Source organism: Streptomyces sp. NPDC042336 (genome assembly GCF_055581985.1).
Map to the genome: position 1 here is coordinate 307,864 of NZ_JBVJEA010000003.1, position 22,230 is coordinate 330,093.

The following is a 22,230-nucleotide window of genomic DNA, read 5'->3' on the forward strand; positions in this document are numbered from 1 at the left end:
GTTCCCGCCGCGGTTGCTCGCGCCGGCGTGCTCTCCCCGGGGGGGGGGGGGGGGCGTGGCGTGGGTGGGGGGGGGGGGGGGGGGGCGGCGGGGGCCCCCCCCCCCCCGCCCCCTGGTCTTGCGCCTGAGAGGTCCTCAGGGGTCAAACGGCGGCCGGCCCGGAACGGGTGAGCACGGACATGAGTCTCCTCAGGCGGTTGCCGGTGGGGGGTCGCACGGGCGTGGGGGGTTGCACGGGGATCTCGGGACAGATCCCCGTATGCCCGGGCGAGCGGCACGTGCTCACGCTAGAACCGGTGGTCCGGGCCACCCAATGAGGGAACCCCCTAGGGGGCGCCGGGCAGGGAAAACCCTCGGTTCACCGCCGGTAAACCCGGCCGTCGCCGGACGCCCGTCCTCAGTCGGCTCGCCGGCCCGCCGCCAGCCGGACGATGTCGACCCGGGACCTGATCCCCAGTTTGCGGTAGACCCGGGTCAGGGTCGCCTCGACGGTCTTGACGCTGACGAACAGCCGGGCGGCGATCTCCCGGTTGGTCGCGCCCTCCATCACCAGCGCGGCCACCTGACGCTCCATCGCGGCGAGCCCCGCCAGACCGTCCGGCTCGGCGGCCGGCACCGGGGGTGCCCCGGCCGCCCGCGCCGCGACGGCCGCCTCCACCCGCCCCAGCCAGGGCAGCGCCCGGCACCGCCGGAACAGCCGCGCCGCCTCGTCGTACGACGCCGGCTCCGGTGCCCGGCCCGGCCGTTCGGCGTGCAGCTCGGCCAGCGCGAAGACCGCCCGGGCCTCCTCCAGGCCGAACCCCAGCCCGGCCAGCCGCTCCCGCGCCGACGTCAACCGCGCCAACGCCGCCCGGTGTTCGCCCCGCGCCGCCCGCACCAGTGCCTCGGACCGGTCGAGGACGGCGAGCACGCTCTGGCGTCCGAGCCGCAGGGCGTGCGCCCGGGTGACCTCGATGACGTCCATGGCCTCGGCCGGTTCCCCGGTGCGCACCAGGGCCTCCGCGAGGTCGCCCTGCCACCGGCCGCGCGCCGGGTCGGTGATGCCCGCGCCGGCCTCCAGCTCCCGCACCCGGCGCAGCACCCGTACGGCCGCCGCCGCGTCGCCCGCCGCCAGGTGCGCGTGACCGAGCGCGGCCAGCGCCCGCGGCAGGTACACGGCGTCGCCGTCCCCCTCCGCCAGCCGCACCGCCTCCCGGGCCAGCTCCAGGGCCCGGCCGGGGTCGCCGCCCGCGGCCTCGGCGAGCGCGGCCTGCATCGCGCCCGCGCCCTCCCCGATGCCCGCGTCGCGCGCCAGGGTCAGGCTCTCCCGGGACAGCTCCAGGGCCCGGCCGCAGTGGCCGGAGTGCAGCTCGGTCTCCGCGAGGAAACGCAGGTAGTGGACCTCGCTCTCGGCCATGCCGCGCCGGCGCACCTCGCGCAGCAGCGCGGTGACGGTGCTCCGTGCCTCCGCCAGCCGGTCGCTCATCACCAGCCACCGGAACCGGGAGGAGCCCGCCCCGTTGTGGTGGCACGCCACCCGCGGGTCCTGCGGCTCCTGGAGCGCCCGCTGGATGGTCGCCGGGGCGTCGGGGTGGCCCATCAGCGTCTCCGACTGCGCCTGGAAGGCGAGCGCGAGCAGCTCGGTGCGGCGGTCCCCGGCCCGCGCCGCCAGCCGGGCCGCGTGCGCGGCCTCCTCGCGGCCCTGGGCGAAGTCGCCCTGCACCACCAGGGAGCGCCAGGCCAGCTGGTAGTGGACCAGGGCGAGCAGCCGCGGGTCGTCGCCCGCGTCGGCCAGGGCCTGCGGGAAGACGGCGTCCACCTCGCCGATGGCCTGCCCGGCCGCCTCGATCACCGCCATCCAGGCCCGGACCCGCTCGCCGGGCGCGGTGGCCCCGGTCAGCACCTCGCGGGCGACGTCGCGGGCGAGGTCCTGCTCGCCCGCGGTGATCGCGTCCTCGGCGGCCGTCAGCCGGCGCTCGTCCGGGCCCGGAGTGCTGTCCGCCGGGGTGTGGTGGGCGGCGAGCAGCCCCAGCGAGGCGGCCACCGAAGGCGCCCCGCGGTCCCGGGCCAGCGCCGCGGCCTGAGCCAGCCGGGCCGCCACCTGCGGGTCGGTGCCGATGGTGGCCAGCGCAAGATGCCGGGCGCGCTCGATCGGGTCGGAGGCTGCCGTGGACAGCGCGGCGTGCGCGGCCCGCCGCTCCGGCGCGGGGGCCTCGGCGTACAGCGCGGCCGAGATCAGCGGATGCGCGAACCGTACGGTCGGACCCTCCGGGTCGGGTGCCAGCAGCCCGAGCGCCGCCGCCTGCGCCGTCTCCGCCTCGGCGTTCTCCCGGCCGGCCGCGTGCAGCAGCGCCGGGGTGGGGCGGGCGCCCGCGCTGGCGACCAGCAGGGTGCGGCGGGCCTCGTCCGACAGCATCTCCAGACGGGACAGGACCAGGGCGCGCAGCGAGGTCGGCACCGGCAGCGGCTCGCCCGGACGCGGTGCGGCGGGGCTCTCGGCCAGGGCCCGGCCCAGCTCCAGGGCGAACAGCGGATTGCCGCCGCTGGTGCGGTGGATGTCGCGGACGGTGGAACGGTGCAGGCCCGAGTAGCCGCGTTGGTCCAGCAGCGTCGAGACCTGGGCGCGGGTCAGCGGACCGAGGCGCACCGCGCGGGTGTCCGGGGGCGAGGTGCGCAGATGACGGTCGTACTCCGCGTCCTGGGTCTCGGGCCCCTCGGTGCGCACCGCGCACAGCAGCCGCACCGGGGTGTCGCCCAGGCGGCGGGCGGCGAAGCCGAGGAGTTCCGTGCTGGCCGGATCGAGCCACTGGAGGTCGTCGGCGACGACCAGGACGGGCCCCGCGGCGGCGAGGGCCCGCAGCGCGGACAGCACGGCCAGCCGCAGCGCGAGGCCGTCGCGCTGGAGGGTGGACTCGCCGCGGCCGGTCAGCGCGGACTCCAGTGCGGTGTGCTGGGCGGCCGGCAGCGCGGGGGAGACCTCGTCGAGGACCTGGCCCAGGAGGTCGGCGAGGGCGAGGAAGGGGAGATGGGATTCGGACTCGGTGGCCGAGCAGCGCAACACGGTGTGCGCCGTGCGGGCGTACTCCGCGGCCAGGGTGCGCAGGACCGTCGACTTCCCGATTCCGGCGGGCCCGTGCAGCAGCACGCTGCCGCCCCGGGAGAGCTGCTCACGCGCCGCGGCGAACGACTCCTCCCGCCCGATGACCAGGTCGGAGCGGCATCCGGCAGCGTCCGCGAAGTCCCGTGGCACGGTGACCGCTCCCCTCCGTGTGTCGTGTCCGGGCCAATATTAGGCAACCGCGCATCGCGTGACGGGGGACGGCGAGGTGACCCGAACAACAAAGCCGAGCCCACCCAAGACCAAGATCGGGTGAGAAACGCCCGGCCGGTGCCCCGGGGCACCCGGACCGCGGACTACGGCAGCCACCCCGTCCGGCGGGCGGCGGCGACGGCCTCCGTGCGGGTGCGGGCGCCCAGTTTGCGCATGGCCGAGCGCAAGTAGCTCTTGACGGTCTCCGGACCCACCCCGAGCCGCCCGGCCGCCTCCCCGTTCGTCGCCCCCGCGGCCACGCAGGCCAGCACGTCCACCTCGCGCGGTGCCAGCCGGGGCCCCGGGGCGGGACCGTCCCCCGCCACCAGCAGGCCGCACGCGCGCAGCAGCTCGTCCCGCAGCGCCGGGTCCGTGATCCTCGGCGCCAGCGCCCGCAGCGCCGCGTGCGCCTCCCGCACCTGCTCCCAGGCCGCGCCACCCGCGCCACCCGCGCCGCCCGCCGGACCGGGCGCGGGCGGCGCGGCCGCCGCCAGCAGCTCGTCCGCCTCGTCCCGCAGCACCAGCGCCTGCTCCGCGTCCCGCGCCGCCGCCACGGCCGCGCTCAGTGTGCGGTCGCCCAGCGGCTGGGCCGTGCGCAGCGCGCCGTACAGCACGCCGCGCACCCGGCGCCGTACGACCACCGGCACCGCCAGGACCGAGCGCAGGCCCTCGGCGGCGACGGGCAGGTCGTACTCGTGGCTGATCTGCCGGGAGACGGAGTAGTCCGTCACCGCGCACGGCCGCGACAGTGCCACCGCCCGGCCGCCGAGCCCGTTGCCGGCCGTCACCGCCAGCGCGCTGAGCGCCGTCGTGGCCGTGCCGCTCAGCTCGCTGATGCGCACCTGGCGCCGACCGGACTCCACGAGCCCGCCGAAGGCGACGGGCAGCCCGGTCGTGCGCCGCAGCCGCGCCAGCGCGCTGCGGATCTGAGCCGCGTCCGCCGCGTCCACCGCCACTCGTCCCGTCCTCCCTCGCGACCGCCGTCCGGGACGCACACCCCCGTTCGGGGGTAGTGAGACCCACATCACGGATTAGACGATGGCACCGAGCCGCCCGGCAAGGTCCGGCACCGAGGAGGACAGATGACGACGGCCACGGAGCTGTTCCGCAGCGCACGGGACTTCCTGCTGGAACACCGCGAGGACTACACCGCCGCCTACCAGGGGTTCCGGTGGCCCCGCCCCGACGCCTTCAACTGGGCGCTGGACTGGTTCGACGTCATCGCCGACGGCAACGGTCGCACCGCCCTGCACATCGTCGAGGAGGACGGCCGCGAGGTCCGGGTCTCCTTCGCCGAGATGTCCGCCCGCTCCAACCGCGTGGCGAACCGCCTGCGCGAGTGGGGCGTCGGCCCGGAGGACCGCATCCTCGTGATGCTCGGCAACCAGGCCGAGCTGTGGGAGACCGCGCTGGCCGCGATGAAGCTGCGCGCGGTCGTCATCCCGGCCACGACCCTGCTCGGCCCGGCCGATCTGCGCGACCGCGTCGACCGCGGCCGGGTCAAGCACGTGATCGCGCGGGCCGAGGACACCGGCAAGTTCGACGAGGTGCCCGGCGACTACACGCGCGTCGCGGTCGGCGGCGGCGCCACGGCACCCGGCTGGCGGCCCTACGAGGACGTGTACGGGGCCCTGGACGCCTTCACCCCGGACGGCCCCACCGCCGCCGACGACCCGCTGATGCTGTACTTCACCTCCGGCACCACCGCCCGCCCCAAACTGGTCGAGCACACCCACGTGTCCTACCCCGTGGGGCACCTGGCGACCATGTACTGGATCGGCCTGAAGCCCGGGGACGTGCACCTGAACATCTCCTCGCCCGGCTGGGCCAAGCACGCCTGGTCGAACCTGTTCGCGCCGTGGAACGCGGAGGCGACCGTGTTCCTGTACAACTACACGCGGTTCGACGCGCCCCGGCTCATGGCCGAGATGGACCGGGCCGGGGTGACCACCTTCTGCGCCCCGCCCACCGTGTGGCGCATGCTCATCCAGGCCGACCTCACCCGGCTCGCCGCCCCGCCGCGCGAGGTCGTCGCCGCCGGTGAGCCGCTCAACCCCGAGGTGATCGAGCGGGTCCGCCGCCTGTGGGGGAGGACCATCAGGGACGGCTTCGGCCAGACCGAGACCGCCGTCCAGGTCTCCAACAGCCCCGGCCAGGTGCTGAAGACCGGCTCGATGGGCCGCCCCAGCCCCGGCTACCGCGTCGAGCTGCTCGACCCGGTGTCCGGCGCGCCCGGCGCCGACGAGGGCGAGATCGCCCTGGACCTGTCCGAGCGTCCCGTCGGCCTGATGACCGGCTACCACGGCGACCCGGACCGCACGGCCGAGGCGATGGCCGGCGGCTACTACCGCACCGGCGACATCGGCGCGCGGGACGAGGACGGCTACCTGACCTACGTCGGCCGGGCCGACGACGTGTTCAAGGCCTCCGACTACAAGATCAGCCCCTTCGAGCTGGAGAGCGCCCTGCTGGAGCACGAGGCGGTCGCCGAGGCCGCGGTCGTGCCCGCCCCGGACGAGCTGCGCCTCGCGGTGCCGAAGGCGTACATCGTGCTGGCGGCCGGCTGGGAGCCGGGGCCCGACACCGCGAAGGTGCTCTTCGAGCACTCCCGGCAGACCCTCGCCCCCTACAAGCGGGTGCGCCGCCTGGAGTTCGGCGAGCTGCCCAAGACCGTCTCCGGCAAGATCCGCCGCATCGAGCTGCGCGAGGCCACGGCGGCCGGTTCCGTCAGCGAGTACCGCGAGGAGGACTTCCGGTGACCGGACCGTCCTACGCCCACGGCACCAGCACCACCCCGCTGCTGGGCGACACCATCGGCGCCGACCTCGGCCGCGCGATCGCCGCCCACCCGGACCGCGAGGCCCTGGTCGACGTCCCGTCCGGCCGGCGCTGGACCTACGCCGAGTTCGGCGCCGCCGTCGACGAGGTGGCGCGGGGACTGCTCGCCAAGGGCGTCACCAAGGGCGACCGGGTCGGCATCTGGGCGGTCAACTGCCCCGAGTGGGTCCTCGTCCAGTACGCCACCGCCCGCATCGGCGTCATCATGGTGAACGTCAACCCGGCCTACCGCGCCCATGAGTTGGAGTACGTCCTCAAGCAGTCCGGCATCACCCTGCTGGTCGCCTCGCTCGCCCACAAGAGCAGCGACTACCGGGCGATCGTGGAGCAGGTCCGCGGCCGGTGCCCCGCGCTGCGCGAGACCGTCTACATCGGCGACCCGTCCTGGGACGCGCTCACCGCGGCCGCCGCGTCGGTGCCGCAGGAGCGGGTGGACGCCCTCGCCGCCGAGCTGAGCTGCGACGACCCGGTCAACATCCAGTACACCTCCGGCACCACCGGCTTCCCCAAGGGCGCCACCCTCTCCCACCACAACATCCTCAACAACGGTTACTGGGTGGGCCGTACGGTCGGCTACACGGAGCAGGACCGGGTGTGCCTGCCGGTCCCCTTCTATCACTGCTTCGGCATGGTCATGGGCAACCTGGGCGCCACCTCCCACGGCGCCTGCATCGTCATCCCCGCCCCGTCCTTCGAGCCCGCGGCGACGCTGGAGGCGGTGCAGCGGGAGCGGTGCACGTCCCTGTACGGCGTGCCGACCATGTTCATCGCGGAGCTGAACCTGCCGGACTTCGCCTCCTACGACCTCACCTCCCTGCGCACCGGCATCATGGCCGGCTCGCCCTGCCCGGTGGAGGTGATGAAACGGGTGGTCGCCGAAATGCACATGGAGCAGGTCTCCATCTGCTACGGCATGACCGAGACCTCCCCGGTCTCCCTGCAGACCCGCATGGACGACGACCTCGAACACCGCACCGGCACCGTCGGCCGCGTCCTGCCGCACATCGAGGTCAAGGTCGTCGACCCGGTCACCGGCGTGACCCTGCCGCGCGGCGAGGCGGGCGAACTGCGCACCCGCGGCTACAGCGTGATGCTCGGCTACTGGGAGGAGCCGGAGAAGACCGCCGAGGCCATCGACCCGGGCCGCTGGATGCACACCGGGGACCTCGCGGTGATGCGCGAGGACGGGTACGTGGAGATCGTCGGCCGGATCAAGGACATGATCATCCGGGGTGGCGAGAACATCTACCCGCGCGAGGTCGAGGAGTTCCTGTACGCCCACCCGAAGATCGCGGACGTCCAGGTCGTCGGAGTGCCGCACGAGCGCTACGGCGAGGAGGTGCTGGCCTGCGTCGTCCCGCGCGACGCCGCCGAACCGCTCACCCTGGAGGAACTGCGCGCCTACTGCGAGGGGCGGCTGGCCCACTACAAGGTGCCCAGCCGCCTCCAGCTCCTCGACTCCTTCCCGATGACCGTCTCCGGGAAGGTGCGCAAGGTGGAGCTGAGGGAGCGGTACGGCACCGCCGAGCCCCCGCGAAACCACTGATCCGCCTCACCGGGGCGGTCGGGAGACGGACGTCCGGCCGTCCCGGCGGCCGGGGAGCCGCAGTCCGGGTCCGTCGCCCGCGTACCCGTCGCCCGTCCACCGCCGGCATCAGCCGGCCGCCCACCCGGCGCCCACGGCGCAGAGCACCGGCAGGACGAGGAGGGCGGCGCCCATCGGAAGGGGGAACGGGCCGCGCTCCCGCGCCACCGCGCGGACCGCGAACGCCTTGCGCTGGGCCGCGTCCGTGCGCCTCGTCGACAGCGGGGTCAGCGAACCCAGCAGCACCAGCAGCACTTCGGACCAGCGCAGGCGTGCCGGCCCCGCCACGGGCAGCGTCCACGACGACACCCATCCCCGGAACGGCAGCAGCGCCAGAACCGTCCCGCACAGGAAACCCGCGCACGCCGTGCACGCCGCCTGCCACGGCAGCCGTGCACCGGCCCACAGGACGAGTGTCAGCACGGCCGCGCAGGGGAGCGTCACGAGGGCGATCCACCGCTCCCGGCGCTCGGGCAGCCACCGCAGGAGCACGCAGGTGAGGACGAGGTCGCAGACCAGGAGTGCGAACACGGCGAGCGGAAGGAGCACGGGCGGTCCTCAGCTGTCGGGAAGGCGGGGGAGGCCGTCACACGGCCGGGCAGGGCGGCTCAGCCGATGAGAAGGGCCACCAGCGCCGTCGTCGCCACGAAGGCGAGCAGGAAGACGGCCAGTTGACCCTTCGTCACCTCGTCCGCCGGCCGGCCCGCGCGGTGGAGGGCGAGCTGGCGGGCGAAGTACTTGGCGTAGACCAGCCTCAGCACCACCAGGACGAGAGCGACCAGAGTGAACAGGAAGAGCGCCTGCTTCACATCGCCGTCCCGGGCCAGGGTCTGCCCGCCGATGACCGCGGCGCCGGCCAGTGGCGGCAGTACCGCGGCGATGCGCTGCCACCTCTTCGTGGCCAGCGACTGCGCGGCCAGGGCGAGGGCGATGCCGGACACGACAGCCATGATCCACCACTGGGTGACGGACATGTCGGGCGTCAGCATGGGCACTTCCCTCTTCCGGGCCGCCGCGGACCGCTGGGACGGCGGCATTCGGGTGGGACGGGATCATATCCCGTCCCACCCCTGCCGGCTGCGTGCGTCCGCTACCAGGTCAGCCAGCCGACGACCGTGGTCGTGGCGTCACTCACGGCCCCGGAGACCTTCGCGCCGACGTTCTCCGCTACGTCGTCCAGGCCGCCGAACTTGCTGAGCAGTTTCCCCTTGCCGAGGAAGATGCCGCCCACCGCGAACATGCCGAGCGCGCTGTGGAAGTCGCTGCCCTGCCAGTTGTCGGCGATGCCGTGGAGCAGGGCGCTCGTCCCCTGCAGTCCCCAGGACACGAGACCGACCGCGCCGGCCGCCGCCAGCAGGGCCGGTGCGGCGGGCGGGAAGAGCAGGGCGCCCACACCGAGGACGACGCCGGCGCCGCCCGCGATGGTGCTCCAGTGCCCGGTGACCGTCGCCCACTGCTTGGCCGAACCGATGTCCTCCGGCCACAGCTCCCAGTCGTAGTACCAGGGCTTGTCCTGGTCGGAGGTCTGGGAGGGGTTCGACCCGTTCTCCTGGTCCTGCGCCGCCTTCTCCGCGGCCTGGCGCGCCTTCTCGGCGGCCTCCGCCTTCCGCTTCGCCGCCACGACAGCCTTCGCCTCGCTGGCGGCGTCCGCGGCTGCCGCCGCGTCGGCACCGGCCTGCAGCTTCGCGGCCCGGGCGCTGGCGGCGGAGGCCTGCGCCTCGGCGGCGGACGCGACGGCCGCCCGGGCGGACGCCGCAGCCTGTCGCATGGAGTAGTTCGCCGTCCGGGCCGCTCCGCGGGCCACGGTCGCCGCCTGCGACGCGCTGGCGGCGGACTTGGCCGCGTCGGACGCGGACTGGTCGGCGGCGTCCGCGTTGGCCTTGGCCTCGGCGGCGGCGTCGGCGGCGTCGGCGGCGTGGTCCTTCGCCTTCGCCGCCCAGTCGGAGGCCTCCTCGGCGGCCTGCCGGGCCTCGGCGGCCGCCTTCGACGCCAGCGCCGCGTCCTCCAGCGCCTTCGCCGCGACCTTCGCGGCGTGGGCGATGGCGGCGCGGATGGCGGCCACGTGGGTGGCGTGGTCCTCGTCGAGCCGGGCGATGTAGAACTTGTCACGGGCGACGAAGTACCGCCGCATGCGCGCGGAGCCCTCCAGCACGATCTCCGCGGCAGACTTCATGTAGGGGCCGCCGGAGTCGAGGAGGCGGAAGATCTCGACCTGGTCGTCCTGCTTGACGGCCTCCGCCAGCTCCACGTTGAGGAAGCGGTGCAGCGCCAGGGCGCTGCCGTCTGCGAGGGCCGCCTCGGCCTTCGCCTTGACCGCCTGGCCCGGGTCCTCGTTCAGGACGGAGAACACGGTGACGCGGTTGTCCGTGGCCGCGGCCTCGAGGACGCCGGTCGCGAGGAACTCGGTGGGGGCGTCCTCGTTCTCGTCGGCCAGCGCCCGGTGGGCTGCTTCGGCGACGGCGGGCTTCGCCGATTCCGCGACGGTCAGCACCGTCTCGCGGTCGTCCTGGCGCTGGGCGAGCAGCCGGTCGGCGCCGACCCAGTTGAGAACGTCCTGGTCGGCGCCGGCGAGGGCGAACTCGGCTGCGGCACGCGTCCAGCTGCCGGCGGAGTCCAGGAGCCGTACGGCGGCCCTGCGGCCCTCGGCAACGGCCTGGGCGGTGTCGCCGGCCAGAAGCGCCGCCTCCGCCGCCGCGATCGCGTTCTTCGTCTCCGTGGCCGTCTGGTCCGCCAGGGTGCGCCGGTTGTCGGCCTGCTTGGCGTCGTCGATCTCGGCCTGCGCCCTCAGTCTGGCCTCCAGGACGCCGAGTTCCGTGTCCTGGGTGATGCGGGCGGTCTCCGCCTCACGCGCGGCGGCCTCTACGGCCTTGGCCTCCTCGACCGCGTCGGCGGCCGTGGTCGCGGCCTTGACCGCGGCCTCGGCGTAGGCGGTGGAACGCTTGGCGTACTCGACCGCCTCACCGGCGTGCTCGGCCGCCTCGTCGGCCGCGTCCGCGGCCGCGTCGGCGTGGTCGGCGGCGCTGTTGGCGGCGTCCCGTGCGACCGCCGCCGCGGCTGCGGCCCGGTCGGAGAGGTTTCGGGCGGTACCGGCGGCCCGAGTGGCGCGCGCGGCGGCGGCGTTGGCCTCGGCGGCTGCCTGCCGGGCGGCGGCGGCCTGGGACGTGGCCACGCCTGCCGAAGCGGCGGCGTTCGCGGCCTCGTTCGCAGCGACGGCGGCGTTCTGCGCCGCGCCCGCGGCGGCGGCTCCGGCGGCGTAGGACTGACGCGAAGCCGCCGCGGCGTGGTCGGCGGCCGTCGCGGCGCTGCGCGCGCGGCGAGCGGCGTTCCGGGCGCCCTCGGCCGCACTGCGCGCGGCGGAGGCCTTGGACGCGTCCTTGGACGCGGCGATGGCCGCACCGTAGGCGCGGGAGGCCGCGTTGCCGGCGGCGGCGGCGGCAGCGGCGGCGGCCTGGGCGGCCCGCGCGGCCCGGCCCGAGGCGGCCTGAGCCGTGCGGGAGGCGGCGATCGCGGTGTTGGCGGCGTTGGCCGCGCCCCGTGCGGCATTGGCGGCGTTGTTGGCCGCGCGCGCCGACTTGCGGACGTCTTCCTTGGCGGCCAGGGCCTCCTGGGCCGCCTTCTGAGCAGCGGCTTTCGCCTCCTCGGCGGCCTTCTTGGCCCGGTCCGAAGCGGCCACGGCCTGCTCCGACTTCAGGCTCGCCTGCTTGCCCTCGCGCTCGACCACGGCGACCAGCTGCTCGATGGTCGCGCTCTCCTCGTCGCGGGCGCGTGCGATGAACTGACCGGAGACCAGGAAGCGGTGGATGGCTTCGGGCGTCCCGTCGGCCAGGGCCTGCTCGGCGTACTTCTTCACCTCGGGGGAGGCGGTGTTGAGGATCGTGAAGACTTCGACCCTCTCGTCCTCGGCCTGGGCCGTGTACTGGGTCTCGTCCAGGAAGGTGCGCATGGCCTGGGAGGTGCCCGCGTCCAGGGCCTTGGTGGCCTCGCGGGCCACTGCGGGGCCGCTGTTGTTCAGGATGGTGAGCACCGAGACCCGTAGGTCGGTCGTCACCGGCTCGACGTATCCGTCGGTCAGGTAGGCGGTGACGGCGGCGTCGCCGGCCGTCAGCGCGGCCTCGGCGGACTGCTGGGCGGACTTGCCCGCGTGCGGGAGACCCGTGAGCACGGCGAAGCGGTTGTCCTCCGCCTGGGCGACGGGGAGTTCACTGGTGAGGAAGGCGGAGACGGCGGCCTGGGACCCGGTCAGGGCGGCGGCTGCCGCCTCGCGGACGGCGACACCACCGATCTTGTACTGCCACACCGCCCTGCCCCGATCGGTGTCCGGCAGATCGGTGTCGGTGTCTCCGGAGTCGCCTTCGGCGGCCCCGGCGGGGCCGGCGGCGAGCAACGTCACGCCGGGCAGGGCGGGTACGGCGCTCGTCGCGGCGATGGTGGTGAGTATGCGGCGTCTGCTCCACAGTGACGCTGACAAAGTGAGCATCCTTCCCGTACGGGATACGCGAGTGTGTTGGCGGACGAAACGCTCAACGCTGATACAGGAGAGCAAAACTGACTTCTCGTCAGCTTCACATGTTGCGCGGCGAAACATTACCTGTCCGTCACCGGATCGCCACCCTTATTCCGTCGGGAAAAAATTGACGGATTGTAATTCCGAGATAGCGGTTCGGCGTACAGATTGAGGGATAGCCACCTCTGCTCCATGAGAAGGTCACAGGATCTTCATAATTGAGAAGGCAACCTTTTCTTGGGTGATGCAGGTCACGATGGGGTTGTTCGGGGTGACCTTTTTGTGGTGGTTGAAGGGTTGGACAAAACTATTCGGGCCGACTTCCATCGGGGGGCCGCAGGGGTGCGGGTGCGTCCCGGAACCCCTTCAAGCGGTCCGGTGGCGGAATCATCAGGGGGTTCTGAGGGCGAGTTGAAGCCGTCCCGTGCCGCCCTTTCCGCCACGCGTACCGGACATTGCGTTCGCATCGACCCGTAGGACGGTAATGAAGAGCAGATCACGAATTGGGGCCTCATGGTCCAAGGGGCGTTTCCTGGCGCGAACCGCGGCCGTCGCGGTCGCCGCGGGGACACTGGCGGCGGTGGTGGTGGTCGGCGGGGGAGACTCGGCCGAGCGGGGCGGGGCCTCCGTGCGCGCGGTCGCCGACGAGGCTCCGGGCTACGCCGTCGAGGACTTCGCCTATCCGCAGGCTGACAAGGTCCTCGAGGAGCAGGGCATCGTCCTCAAGCGGGGCGACGGGCACATCGTGCTGGCCTCCTGCGCGCCGGGCACCGGTCAGCTGGAGGTCTACTCGCGCGAGGCGTCGAGCGTCTGCTTCGAAGTCACCGGTGACAGCGGCTGGCTGACGATGGAGATCCCGTCCGTCTACGGCGTGAAGACGAACGAGTACGCGACCCAGGTCGACCTGACCGTCGGCGAGGAGGAGAAGTCCGTCGACGTCCCGGCCAACTCGTGGAAGGCAGTGGGCGAGAGCGCCGACGAGCAGGGACGCCCGCACATGCTGGTGGAGATCAGGACGTCCAAGTAGTGACCTGCGAAACCCCAGCAGTGACGAGCGATCAGCCCCCCTGCCCCGCAGCTACTCGAGCAAGGAGCCGACCCATGCCGCATCCCAGACCCTTGCGTCTCACCGCACTCGCCGCCGTCCTGGCCGCCGGACCGATCGCGCTGACCGCCGGCCCCGCGGCTGCCGTGACCGGCCCGGCGGCCTCCGACTCCGACACGACCCACGCCTACGCCGCCCAGATCATCGTCGGCGACCACGACCGCGGCTGCTCCGGCGTCCTGGTCGACAGCGACTGGCTGCTCACCGCCGCCAGTTGCTTCGCCGAGAACCCCGCCGAGAGCCTTACCGTGCCGGCCGGCAAGCCCGCCCTGACCACCACGGCGACCATCGGCCGCGCCGACCTCACCGGCACCGGCGGCGCCGTCCGTACGGTCGTCGAGCTGGTGCCCCGCACCGACCGCGACGTGGTCCTGGCCCGGCTGAACCGCCCGGTCACCAACGTCACGCCGGTCGCACTGGCCACCGCCGCGCCCACCACGGGTGAGGAACTGACGCTGGCCGGCTACGGCCGCAGCAAGACCGAGTGGGCTCCGCTGAACCTGCACACCGGGGTCTTCTCGGTGGACGCCTCCTCCGCCACCACCGCGACGGTCACCGGCAAGGACGGTGCGGCCGCGTGCATGGGCGACACCGGTGGTCCGCTGGTGCGCACCGTGAACGGCGCCCAGCAGCTGGCCGCCCTGAGCAGTCGCTCATACCAGGGCGGTTGCTTCGGCATCGACGCCGCCGAGACGCGTACCGGAGGCGTGGTCTCCCGCGTCGACGACCTCGGCTCCTGGGTGGTGTCCAAGGCCGGGGCCAACCGGATCACCGACTTCAACTGCGACGGCGTGGAGGACATAGCCGTCGCCGACCCGGAGGCCACCGTCGGTGGCGACGCCAAGGCGGGCCTGGTCCGCGTCGTCTACGGCGGGGGCAGGGGCACGGCCCAGATCGACCAGGACCTCGACTGGGTGCCGGGCGGCGCCGAGGCCAACGACCTCTTCGGGCAGTCCATCGACACCGTCGACTACGACGAGGACGGCTGCACGGACCTGGCCGTCGGCACCCCGGGGGAGGACCTCGGTGACGCCGCGGACGCGGGCATGGCCGACGTCCTGTACGGCGCACCCGGCGGCATCGGCACCGGCGCCGTCAAGAACGCCCACTTCCAGCAGGCCACGGGCAACGGCTCCATCAGTGCCTCCACGCCGGAGAACGGTGACCTGATGGGGCAGGCGATGGTCGCCGGCACCACGGCCGCCGGCGAGCCCTTCGTCGTCATCGGCGTGCCCGGTGAGGGCCTGAGCGGTGCTGCCGGGGCCGGCGAGGCGTTCTATGTGCGAGGCGGCACCAACGTCTCCGTGCACCAGGACAAGCTGGACGTCCCCGGCGCGGTGGAGGCGAACGACGGCTTCGGCGCCGTGCTGGCCGCCGACGCCAACCACCTCGCCATCGGAGCGCCCGACGAGGCCATCGGAACCGACGCGGCCGCCGGCAACCTCGTGGTCTTCTCGCACACGCTGAACAGCGAGAAGCGGCCCACCCCGCTGTTCGGTCTCGACCAGGACCTGGACACCGTCTCCGGCGGTGCCGAGGCCGGGGACCGCTTCGGCGCCGCCCTGGCCCTCGCCCCGTACCGCCCGTCGGGCGCGGCGCGTGCCGACGAGTCGATCCTCGCGGTCGGTTCTCCGGGCGAGGCCCTGAACGTGGACGGCGTCAGCAAGGCGGAGACGGGCGGCGTCACCACCTTCCGGGTCACCGCGGCCGGCACCTACACGCAGCTCGACGGATACTCCTCGGGTACCGGTGAGGACGACGTCTCCGGCGCCTCCGAGGCCGGTGACCACTTCGGGTCCACGCTGACCGCCGTCAACACCGCGCCGCGTGCGGTGAGCACCGCGGCGACCATGAAGATGGCCGTCGGCATCCCGGACGAGGCCCTGGGTTCGGCGGCCAAGGCGGGCGCGGTGCACGTCTTCTCGATGCTGGGCTCGCCCGGCGCCAACGACAAGTGGATCGAGTCCGGCGACGGAGACGGCATTCCCGGCGCACCGGGCGCCAACCAGCGCCTCGGTTCGAGCATCCACTTCACCGGCACCCACCTGTACGTCGGCATGCCCTACGGTCCGACCGCCACCGGCGCGCTGTACGCCCTGCCGATGTCCAACGTGACCCTCGGTGAGCCGAATGCCGCGCCCACCGTGTACCAGCCGGGTCAGGGCGGCCTCCCGGCCGCCGGTACGGCCTTCGGGCACGCGGCGAGGTAGTCGCTCAGCCTGATTCCTCCCAGCCGGCCGTGGCGTCCAGCGCCACGGCCGGCGCGTTTGCCGGGCGCGGCACGCCCGACGGTTCGAGCACGAAGAGCGCGACGTGCAGCAGGTCGGCACGGCCCCGGGCCGCCTCGCCGTACCCGGCGAGCGAGAAGTACACGGCCCGCGCCGACTCCGCCATGGCCGTCAGCCACAGGCACTCCACGTCCCGCACCGAGGCCGGGCCCACCGTCGGGTCGACCTGGACGACGATGCCGGGCGCGGCCAGTCCGATGCCGGACAGGGGACGCTGGTCGGCGCGGCGCACGTCCCGGTGGCCGAGGCCGCGCAGATACAGGACGGCGGCGGTGACCGCGTCGCGGGCGGTGCGGATCACGACGGCCCGGTGCGCCGGGACCCGTGAGCCCGGGGTGCGCCCGGACCGGCCGGTGGCGGCGGGGTCCACCGGCACGCACAGCACCGTCCCGCAGGGGCAGCCCAGCTCCGGCCGCGGCCACCGGCTCTCGGTCCCGCAGGCCGCGCAGCGCACCCCGATCCACTCCTCGTCCCACGCCCGGTGGGTGACCGCGGTCGCGTCCCCGCGCGGATCCAGCTCCGGGGCGACGGGCGCCCCGCACGCGCAGGGATACGACGGTGCCGTGTAGCGGTGCCGGCGCCCGCAGGCGGTGCAGCACACCGAGATGGTCTCGGACATGACCCCCATCGTCCTCTCTTGACGGTCCCCGGCCGCCCACTTACATTACTTCCAGATCGTAGAAAACAAATTTCGCTATACGGAAGTTGCTACGGACGAAGCTCACCGCGGGGCGCGACGGGAGTGCGAATCCGACAGCCGGATCAGGAGTACTCGATGGCTCGTATGACCGCTGCCCGAGCGGCAGTTGAGATCCTCAAGCGCGAGGGCGTCACCGACGCGTTCGGTGTGCCCGGTGCGGCGATCAACCCCTTCTACGCGGCGCTCAAGGCATCCGGCGGCGTCCAGCACACCCTCGCCCGGCACGTCGAGGGCGCCTCGCACATGGCCGAGGGCTACACCCGCACCCACCCCGGCAACATCGGCGTGTGCATCGGCACCTCCGGCCCGGCCGGCACCGACATGATCACCGGTCTGTACTCGGCGACCGGCGACTCGATCCCGATCCTGTGCATCACCGGCCAGGCGCCGACCGCGGTGATCCACAAGGAGGACTTCCAGGCCGTCGACATCGCCTCGATCGCCAAGCCGGTGACCAAGATGGCGGTCACCGTCCTGGAGGCCGCGCAGGTCCCCGGCGTCTTCCAGCAGGCCTTCCACCTGATGCGCTCCGGCCGCCCCGGCCCGGTCCTGATCGACCTGCCGATCGACGTCCAGACGACGGAGATCGAGTTCGACCCGGAGACCTACGAGCCGCTCCCGGTCTACCGGCCGGTCGCCAGCCGCGCCCAGATCGAGAAGGCGATCGGCCTGCTCAACGCGGCCGAGCGCCCGCTGATCGTGGCCGGCGGCGGCGTCATCAACGCCGACGCCGCCGACCTGCTCGTGGAGTTCGCCGAGCTGACCGGCACCCCGGTCGTGCCGACCCTGATGGGCTGGGGCATCCTGCCCGACGACCACGAGCTGAACGCCGGCATGGTCGGCCTGCAGACCTCGCACCGCTACGGCAACGCGACCTTCCTGGAGTCCGACTTCGTCCTCGGCATCGGCAACCGCTGGGCCAACCGCCACACCGGCAAGCTGGACGTCTACACGGCCGGCCGCAAGTTCGTCCACGTCGACGTCGAGCCGACCCAGATCGGCAAGATCTTCGCCCCGGACTACGGCATCGCCTCCGACGCCAAGGCGGCCCTGGAGCTGTTCGTCGAGGTCGCGCGCGAGCTGAAGGCGGCCGGCGAGCTGCCCGACCGCTCCCAGTGGGCCGCCTCCGCCCAGGAGCGCAAGGCCACCCTCCAGCGCCGTACGCACTTCGACGACATCCCGATCAAGCCGCAGCGCGTCTACGAGGAGATGAACAAGGCCTTCGGACCGGAGACCCGGTACGTCTCCACCATCGGCCTCTCCCAGATCGCCGGCGCCCAGATGCTGCACGTCTACCGGCCGCGGCACTGGATCAACTGCGGCCAGGCAGGACCGCTCGGCTGGACCGTCCCGGCCGCCCTCGGCGTCGCCAAGGCCGACCCGGACGCCCAGGTCGTGGCGCTCTCCGGCGACTACGACTTCCAGTTCATGCTGGAGGAACTGGCCGTCGGCGCGCAGCACAAGATCCCGTACGTGCACGTGCTGGTCAACAACTCCTACCTGGGCCTGATCCGCCAGGCGCAGCGGGCGTTCGAGATCGACTTCCAGGTCAACCTGGAGTTCGAGAACATCAACTCGCCCGAGCTGGGCGTCTACGGCGTCGACCACGTCAAGGTCGCCGAGGGCCTGGGCTGCAAGGCGATCCGGGTGACCGACCCGAACGAGCTGGGCGCGGCCCTGGAGCAGGCCAAGAAGCTGGCCGCCGAGCACCGGGTGCCGGTCGTCGTCGAGGCGATCCTGGAGCGCGTCACCAACATCTCGATGTCGGGCACGAACGACATCTCCAACGTGGTGGAGTTCGAGGAGGTGGCGACCGAACCGGGCCACGCCCCCACCGCGATCAAGCCGCTGAAGGTCTGACCCCTTCGGCTCGCTGAGCGTCGAGAGCGGCCCGCCCCTCCACGGGGCGGGCCGCTCTCGTGTGCGTGGGCTCAGTCGGTGCCGCCGCCACCGCCCGAGCCGCCGCCGACGTGGTCGCCGTGGTCCGTGCCGCCGCCCCAGGCGCCCGAGACCGAGTCCTCGTACTCGTCGCGCCATCTCGGGAACCTGCCGCGGCCCAGGGAGAAGCGGACTCCCCCGGACGGCGCGCCGTCCGGGGCCGCCAGCCCGGTGCGCAGCGCGAAGCGCGGCAGGAGCAGGCGCAGGGCGGCGTCGCCGTGCAGGGCGACCGCGAGCAGGGTGTCGTCGTCCGTCAGCCCGTGCCTGGCGGCGGGCAGCGGGTGCCGTTCCCGCCACAGCTCCACGCGCCGACGGGCGCCGCGGGTCGGTCTCAGCCAGGGGTGCCCCAGCAGCCCGCCCTCCGCGAGCGGGATGCGCGTCAGGGCAACGGCGAGGCGCACGTCCGGGTGCCGGACCAGTTCCCGGGCGGTGAGCGGTTCGTGCAGGCAGTCCAGCACGGTCCCCTCGAACGGCCCCAGGTCCTCCGGCTCCGGCCCGGACGCGATCAGCGTCCTGCGCGGCCCGTTCTCGACGGCGCCCAGCAGGTGCAGGGCCACCACCGCCACCGTGACGGCCGCCGGTGGCCCGCCGCCCAGCAGCGCGATCTGGTGCGGCTCCCACTCGATGTCCGTGCCACCGTCCACGACACCACCCCCCGTGCGCCCCGTGTTGTGCCGGGGTTGTGCCCGCTGCGGGGGACTCCTACGCGCGTTCAGTCGCCGCGGTGCTCGTGGTGCTCGTGCAGGCCCGGCCAGTCCTCCGGGCCGCCGCCCTGCCACTCGACCAGGTCGCTGTCCTCCACGTCGGTGACGTACAGGTCGGCCAGCCGCAGCAGTTCGGCGACGTCCTCGATGTGCGAGGCGACGCCCAGGGTCTCCTCGCCGGAGGTGACCCGGCGGGAGCCGTCCAGGGCGGGGGAGTGGACCACGATGTGCGGACGCTCGGGTGGGTGTGCCGTTGCCATGCCTCCAGGCTGCTGCGCGGGAGCGGAATCCGCACCCGGTGAACGCCGAGCAGCGCCGGATGCGGGACCGTCCGCATCCGGCGCTGCTCGGCCGGTGAAGGTTCTCGGTGGGAGCACCTCACGTGGTGTCCGTCCGGCGGCGCGAGGCTGGGCGCGACAGGTCGTTCGCGCCGCCGGACGGGGTCTTGGGGGCCTCTTCCACGAAGAGGCGGGTGGCTGGGACCGCGGCGGTGCGACGGGCCGGAACGGCTCCTCCCCTCAGGTCGTAGGAGGAGCGTCCGTGCCCTTCACCACCGCACTGGCTCGCAGGCCGCCGCGGTCCTCGCCCTGTCCGCGCCGGCACCTGGCGGTCACCCCTCATCCGGGCCGCTCCGGTGCCTGCGCGGGCCGCGCACACGGCCCCGGCCTCCCCGCCGGGTTCCGTGCGCGAGCCGGTGGATCAGTCCTCGCGCAGGGCGCGGACCGCCTCCTCCACGCGCTTGCCGTACTCGGGGTCGGCGGCGTGGAAGTGCGCGAGGTTCTTCTCTACGACGTCGTTGCGGGACACCTGGGACAGGCCGCCGGCGAGGTTGGCGACCAGCCGCTGCTTCTCGTCCTCGCTCATCAGCCGGTACAGCGCACCGGCCTGTACGAAGGGGTCGTCCTTGGTGTGCAGCGGCGCCTCGTGGGTGCCGGTGTGGCCGGACACGGGGAGCGGGGCCGCCAGCGGACGGCCGGTCTCGACCGGGCCGTCGTAGGAGTTCGGCTCGTAGTTCTTGGCGTGCCGGCCCTGCGCGTTGGACGCCATCAGGCCGTCGCGGCCGTAGTTGGCGGCGCCGCCGGGCACGGCCTTCGGGGCGTTCACCGCGAGCTGGGTGTGGTTGACGCCCAGGCGGTAGCGGTGGGCGTCCGCGTAGGCGAACAGACGGCCCTGGAGCATCTTGTCGGGCGAGGGTCCGATGCCCGGGACGAAGTTGTTCGGGGAGAAGGCGGCCTGCTCGACCTCCGCGAAGACGTTGTCCGGGTTGCGGTCGAGCACCAGCCGGCCCACCCGCTTGAGCGGGTAGTCGGCGTGCGGCCACACCTTGGTCACGTCGAACGGGTTGAAGCGGTAGTTCGCCGCCTCGGCCACCGGCATCAGCTGCACGTGCAGCGTCCAGGACGGGTACACGCCCCGCTCGATCGCCTGCACCAGGTCCGTCTGGTGCGAGGTCGGGTCCTCGCCCGCGAGCTTCGCGGCCTCGTCCGCGGTCAGGCAGCGGATGCCCTGGTCGGTCTTGAAGTGGTACTTGACGAAGAAGGACTCGCCCTTGGCATTCGTCCACTGGTAGGTGTGCGAGCCGAAGCCGTCCATGTGGCGGTAGGACGCCGGGATGCCGCGGTCGCCCATCAGCCAGGTCACCTGGTGCGTGGCCTCGGGCGAGTGCGCCCAGAAGTCGAAGACGTTGTCCGGCTCCTGACGGCCCGTGAACGGGTCGCGCTTCTGCGAGTGGATGAAGTCGGGGAACTTGATCGGGTCCTTGATGAAGAACACCGGGGTGTTGTTGCCGACGAGGTCGTAGTTGCCCTCCTCGGTGTAGAACTTCACCGCGAAGCCGCGCGGGTCGCGGACCGCGTCCGCGCCGCCGAGGGAGTCGGCCACCGTGGAGAAGCGCAGGAAGACCTCGGTGTGCTTGCCGACCGTGTTCAGGAAGTCGGCGTGCGTGAAGCCGCTGACGTCGTCGGTCACCTCGAAGTGGCCGTAGGCGCCGGAGCCGCGGGCGTGCACCACGCGCTCCGGGATGCGCTCCCGGTTGAAGCGGGCGAGCTTCTCGATGAGGTGCTGGTCCTGGATCAGGAGCGGGCCGCCGATGCCGGCGGAAGCGGAGTTCTGGTTGTCGGCGACCGGGGCACCGGACTCGGTGGTGAGCACGCGCTGCGACATCGTGGACCTTCCGTGACCTGCTGAGCGAGGGTTCAGCGGAAACTTGTTTCCGCTTCGTGGAGCCTAGATTTGAGACAGTGGCACGTCAACAGTTTGTTGAAGCGGGTTGACGTGGTTCCGGGTGGCGCCGCCGCTCGGGCGCGACAGGACAGGTGTCAGCGGCGGCGCCACCCGGAGGTCCAGGGGCGGTGCTTCAGACCTGGGCGCCGGAGAGGCGCTCCACGGCCCGCAGCAGCGCCGAGTGGTCCAGGCCGCCGTCGCCCTGGGCGCGCAGCGACGCGACCAGCTGGGCCACCACGGCGCCCACCGGCAGTGCGGCGCCGACGTTGCGGGCGGCGTCGGTGACGATGCCCATGTCCTTGTGGTGCAGGTCGATGCGGAAGCCCGGCTTGAAGTCGCGGGCCAGGAAGTTGTCCTTCTTCCGCGTCAGCACGGTCGAGCCGGCCAGGCCGCCGTTGAGGACGTCCAGCGCGGCCTTCAGGTCCACGCCGGACTTCTCCAGGAAGACCACGGCCTCGGCGCACGCCTGGATGTTCACGGCGACGATCAGCTGGTTGGCGGCCTTCACGGTCTGGCCCGAGCCGTGCGGACCGCACAGCACGATGGTCTTTCCGAGCGCCTCCAGGAGCGGCTTGGCCTCGTCGAAGTCGGCCTGCTCACCGCCGACCATGATGGACAGCACGGCCTCGATGGCGCCGGCCTCGCCGCCGGAGACGGGGGCGTCCAGGACGCGGACGCCCTTGTCCTCGGCGGCCTTCGCGAGGTCCACCGAGGTCTGCGGGGTGATCGAGGACATGTCGATCAGCAGCGCGCCGGACCTGGCGTTCTCCAGGATGCCGTCGGGGCCGTAGGCGATGGCCTCGACCTGCGGCGACGCGGGCACCATGGTGACGATCACGTCGGCGTCGCGCACGGCCTCGGCGATCGAGCCGGCCGCGGTGCCGCCGGCGGCGGACAGGCGGTCCAGCTTCTCCTGCTCCAGGGTGAAGCCGGTGACCTGGTATCCCGCCTTGATCAGGTTCTCGGACATGGGGGAGCCCATGATGCCGAGACCGACCCAGGCGACCTTGGGGAGCGTGCTCATGATGGGTGCCTCTCTGAAAATCTGTGAAGAAT

At 73.2% G+C, this 22,230-nt stretch carries 15 protein-coding genes; 5 read left to right on the plus strand and 10 right to left on the minus strand.

Annotated elements, in window-relative coordinates:
- Positions 1-397 precede the first annotated feature (397 nt).
- Positions 398-3,229: an AAA family ATPase gene (locus ACZ6IM_RS10055; RefSeq protein WP_052837539.1), complete on the minus strand. Its 2,832-nt coding sequence runs from the start codon at positions 3,227-3,229 to the stop codon at positions 398-400.
- Between the two features lie 164 nt (positions 3,230-3,393).
- Positions 3,394-4,245 (minus strand): helix-turn-helix transcriptional regulator, encoded by an 852-nt coding sequence (locus tag ACZ6IM_RS10060; RefSeq protein ID WP_469555684.1) that lies wholly within the window; start codon positions 4,243-4,245, stop codon positions 3,394-3,396.
- 126 nt (positions 4,246-4,371) lie between these two features.
- Here ACZ6IM_RS10060 and ibuL point away from each other — a divergent pair, with 126 nt between their 5' ends.
- Both ibuL and lbuL read left to right on the plus strand, forming a co-directional pair.
- Positions 4,372-6,048, plus strand: a complete 1,677-nt coding sequence (gene ibuL / locus ACZ6IM_RS10065) for an isobutyrate:CoA ligase IbuL (RefSeq protein ID WP_469555687.1) — start codon at positions 4,372-4,374, stop codon at positions 6,046-6,048.
- Complete coding sequence (gene lbuL, locus ACZ6IM_RS10070) at positions 6,045-7,673, plus strand: linear/branched/unsaturated fatty acid:CoA ligase LbuL (protein ID WP_469555689.1); 1,629 nt, start codon at positions 6,045-6,047, stop codon at positions 7,671-7,673. The genes ibuL and lbuL overlap by 4 nt, the downstream gene beginning before the upstream one ends.
- A gap of 108 nt (positions 7,674-7,781) precedes the next feature.
- On the opposite strand, the gene ACZ6IM_RS10075 is transcribed toward lbuL, so the two are convergent.
- The 3 genes from ACZ6IM_RS10075 to ACZ6IM_RS10085 all read right to left on the minus strand — a co-directional run bounded on the left by ACZ6IM_RS10075 (position 7,782) and on the right by ACZ6IM_RS10085 (position 12,180).
- Positions 7,782-8,261 carry a hypothetical protein gene (locus tag ACZ6IM_RS10075; protein WP_469555692.1) on the minus strand — a complete coding sequence of 160 codons (480 nt, stop codon included), beginning with the start codon at positions 8,259-8,261 and terminating at the stop codon, positions 7,782-7,784.
- Positions 8,262-8,320: 59 nt separating this feature from the next.
- Positions 8,321-8,701 carry a hypothetical protein gene (locus tag ACZ6IM_RS10080; protein ID WP_052837544.1) on the minus strand — a complete coding sequence of 127 codons (381 nt, stop codon included), beginning with the start codon at positions 8,699-8,701 and terminating at the stop codon, positions 8,321-8,323.
- A gap of 101 nt (positions 8,702-8,802) precedes the next feature.
- Positions 8,803-12,180 carry an ALF repeat-containing protein gene (locus ACZ6IM_RS10085; RefSeq protein ID WP_469555695.1) on the minus strand — a complete coding sequence of 1,126 codons (3,378 nt, stop codon included), beginning with the start codon at positions 12,178-12,180 and terminating at the stop codon, positions 8,803-8,805.
- Between the two features lie 622 nt (positions 12,181-12,802).
- On the opposite strand from ACZ6IM_RS10085, the gene ACZ6IM_RS10090 reads away from it, so the two are divergent.
- Both ACZ6IM_RS10090 and ACZ6IM_RS10095 read left to right on the plus strand, forming a co-directional pair.
- Positions 12,803-13,243 carry a hypothetical protein gene (locus ACZ6IM_RS10090; protein WP_469555921.1) on the plus strand — a complete coding sequence of 147 codons (441 nt, stop codon included), beginning with the start codon at positions 12,803-12,805 and terminating at the stop codon, positions 13,241-13,243.
- A gap of 74 nt (positions 13,244-13,317) precedes the next feature.
- A complete protein-coding gene (locus ACZ6IM_RS10095; RefSeq protein WP_469555698.1) occupies positions 13,318-15,531 on the plus strand; it encodes a trypsin-like serine protease in 2,214 nt (737 codons plus the stop codon).
- A 4-nt stretch (positions 15,532-15,535) separates the two neighbouring features.
- Here ACZ6IM_RS10095 and ACZ6IM_RS10100 read toward each other — a convergent pair whose 3' ends face one another.
- Positions 15,536-16,237: a hypothetical protein gene (locus ACZ6IM_RS10100; RefSeq protein WP_469555701.1), complete on the minus strand. Its 702-nt coding sequence runs from the start codon at positions 16,235-16,237 to the stop codon at positions 15,536-15,538.
- Positions 16,238-16,384: 147 nt separating this feature from the next.
- Between ACZ6IM_RS10100 and gcl the strand changes: the two genes are divergently transcribed.
- Complete coding sequence (gene gcl / locus ACZ6IM_RS10105; protein WP_052837547.1) at positions 16,385-18,169, plus strand: glyoxylate carboligase; 1,785 nt, start codon at positions 16,385-16,387, stop codon at positions 18,167-18,169.
- Positions 18,170-18,240: 71 nt separating this feature from the next.
- Here gcl and ACZ6IM_RS10110 read toward each other — a convergent pair whose 3' ends face one another.
- From ACZ6IM_RS10110 to ACZ6IM_RS10125, 4 genes are all read right to left on the minus strand, one after another.
- Positions 18,241-18,891 carry a TIGR04222 domain-containing membrane protein gene (locus ACZ6IM_RS10110; RefSeq protein ID WP_469555704.1) on the minus strand — a complete coding sequence of 217 codons (651 nt, stop codon included), beginning with the start codon at positions 18,889-18,891 and terminating at the stop codon, positions 18,241-18,243.
- A gap of 68 nt (positions 18,892-18,959) precedes the next feature.
- Entirely contained in the window at positions 18,960-19,211 is a 252-nt protein-coding gene (locus ACZ6IM_RS10115; RefSeq protein WP_469555706.1) for a hypothetical protein, read from the minus strand.
- Positions 19,212-19,650: 439 nt separating this feature from the next.
- Positions 19,651-21,114, minus strand: coding sequence for a catalase (locus ACZ6IM_RS10120; RefSeq protein ID WP_469555709.1), 1,464 nt, complete (start codon positions 21,112-21,114; stop codon positions 19,651-19,653).
- Between the two features lie 193 nt (positions 21,115-21,307).
- Positions 21,308-22,198 (minus strand): 2-hydroxy-3-oxopropionate reductase, encoded by an 891-nt coding sequence (locus ACZ6IM_RS10125; protein ID WP_052837551.1) that lies wholly within the window; start codon positions 22,196-22,198, stop codon positions 21,308-21,310.
- Between the last annotated feature and the right edge of the window lie 32 nt (positions 22,199-22,230).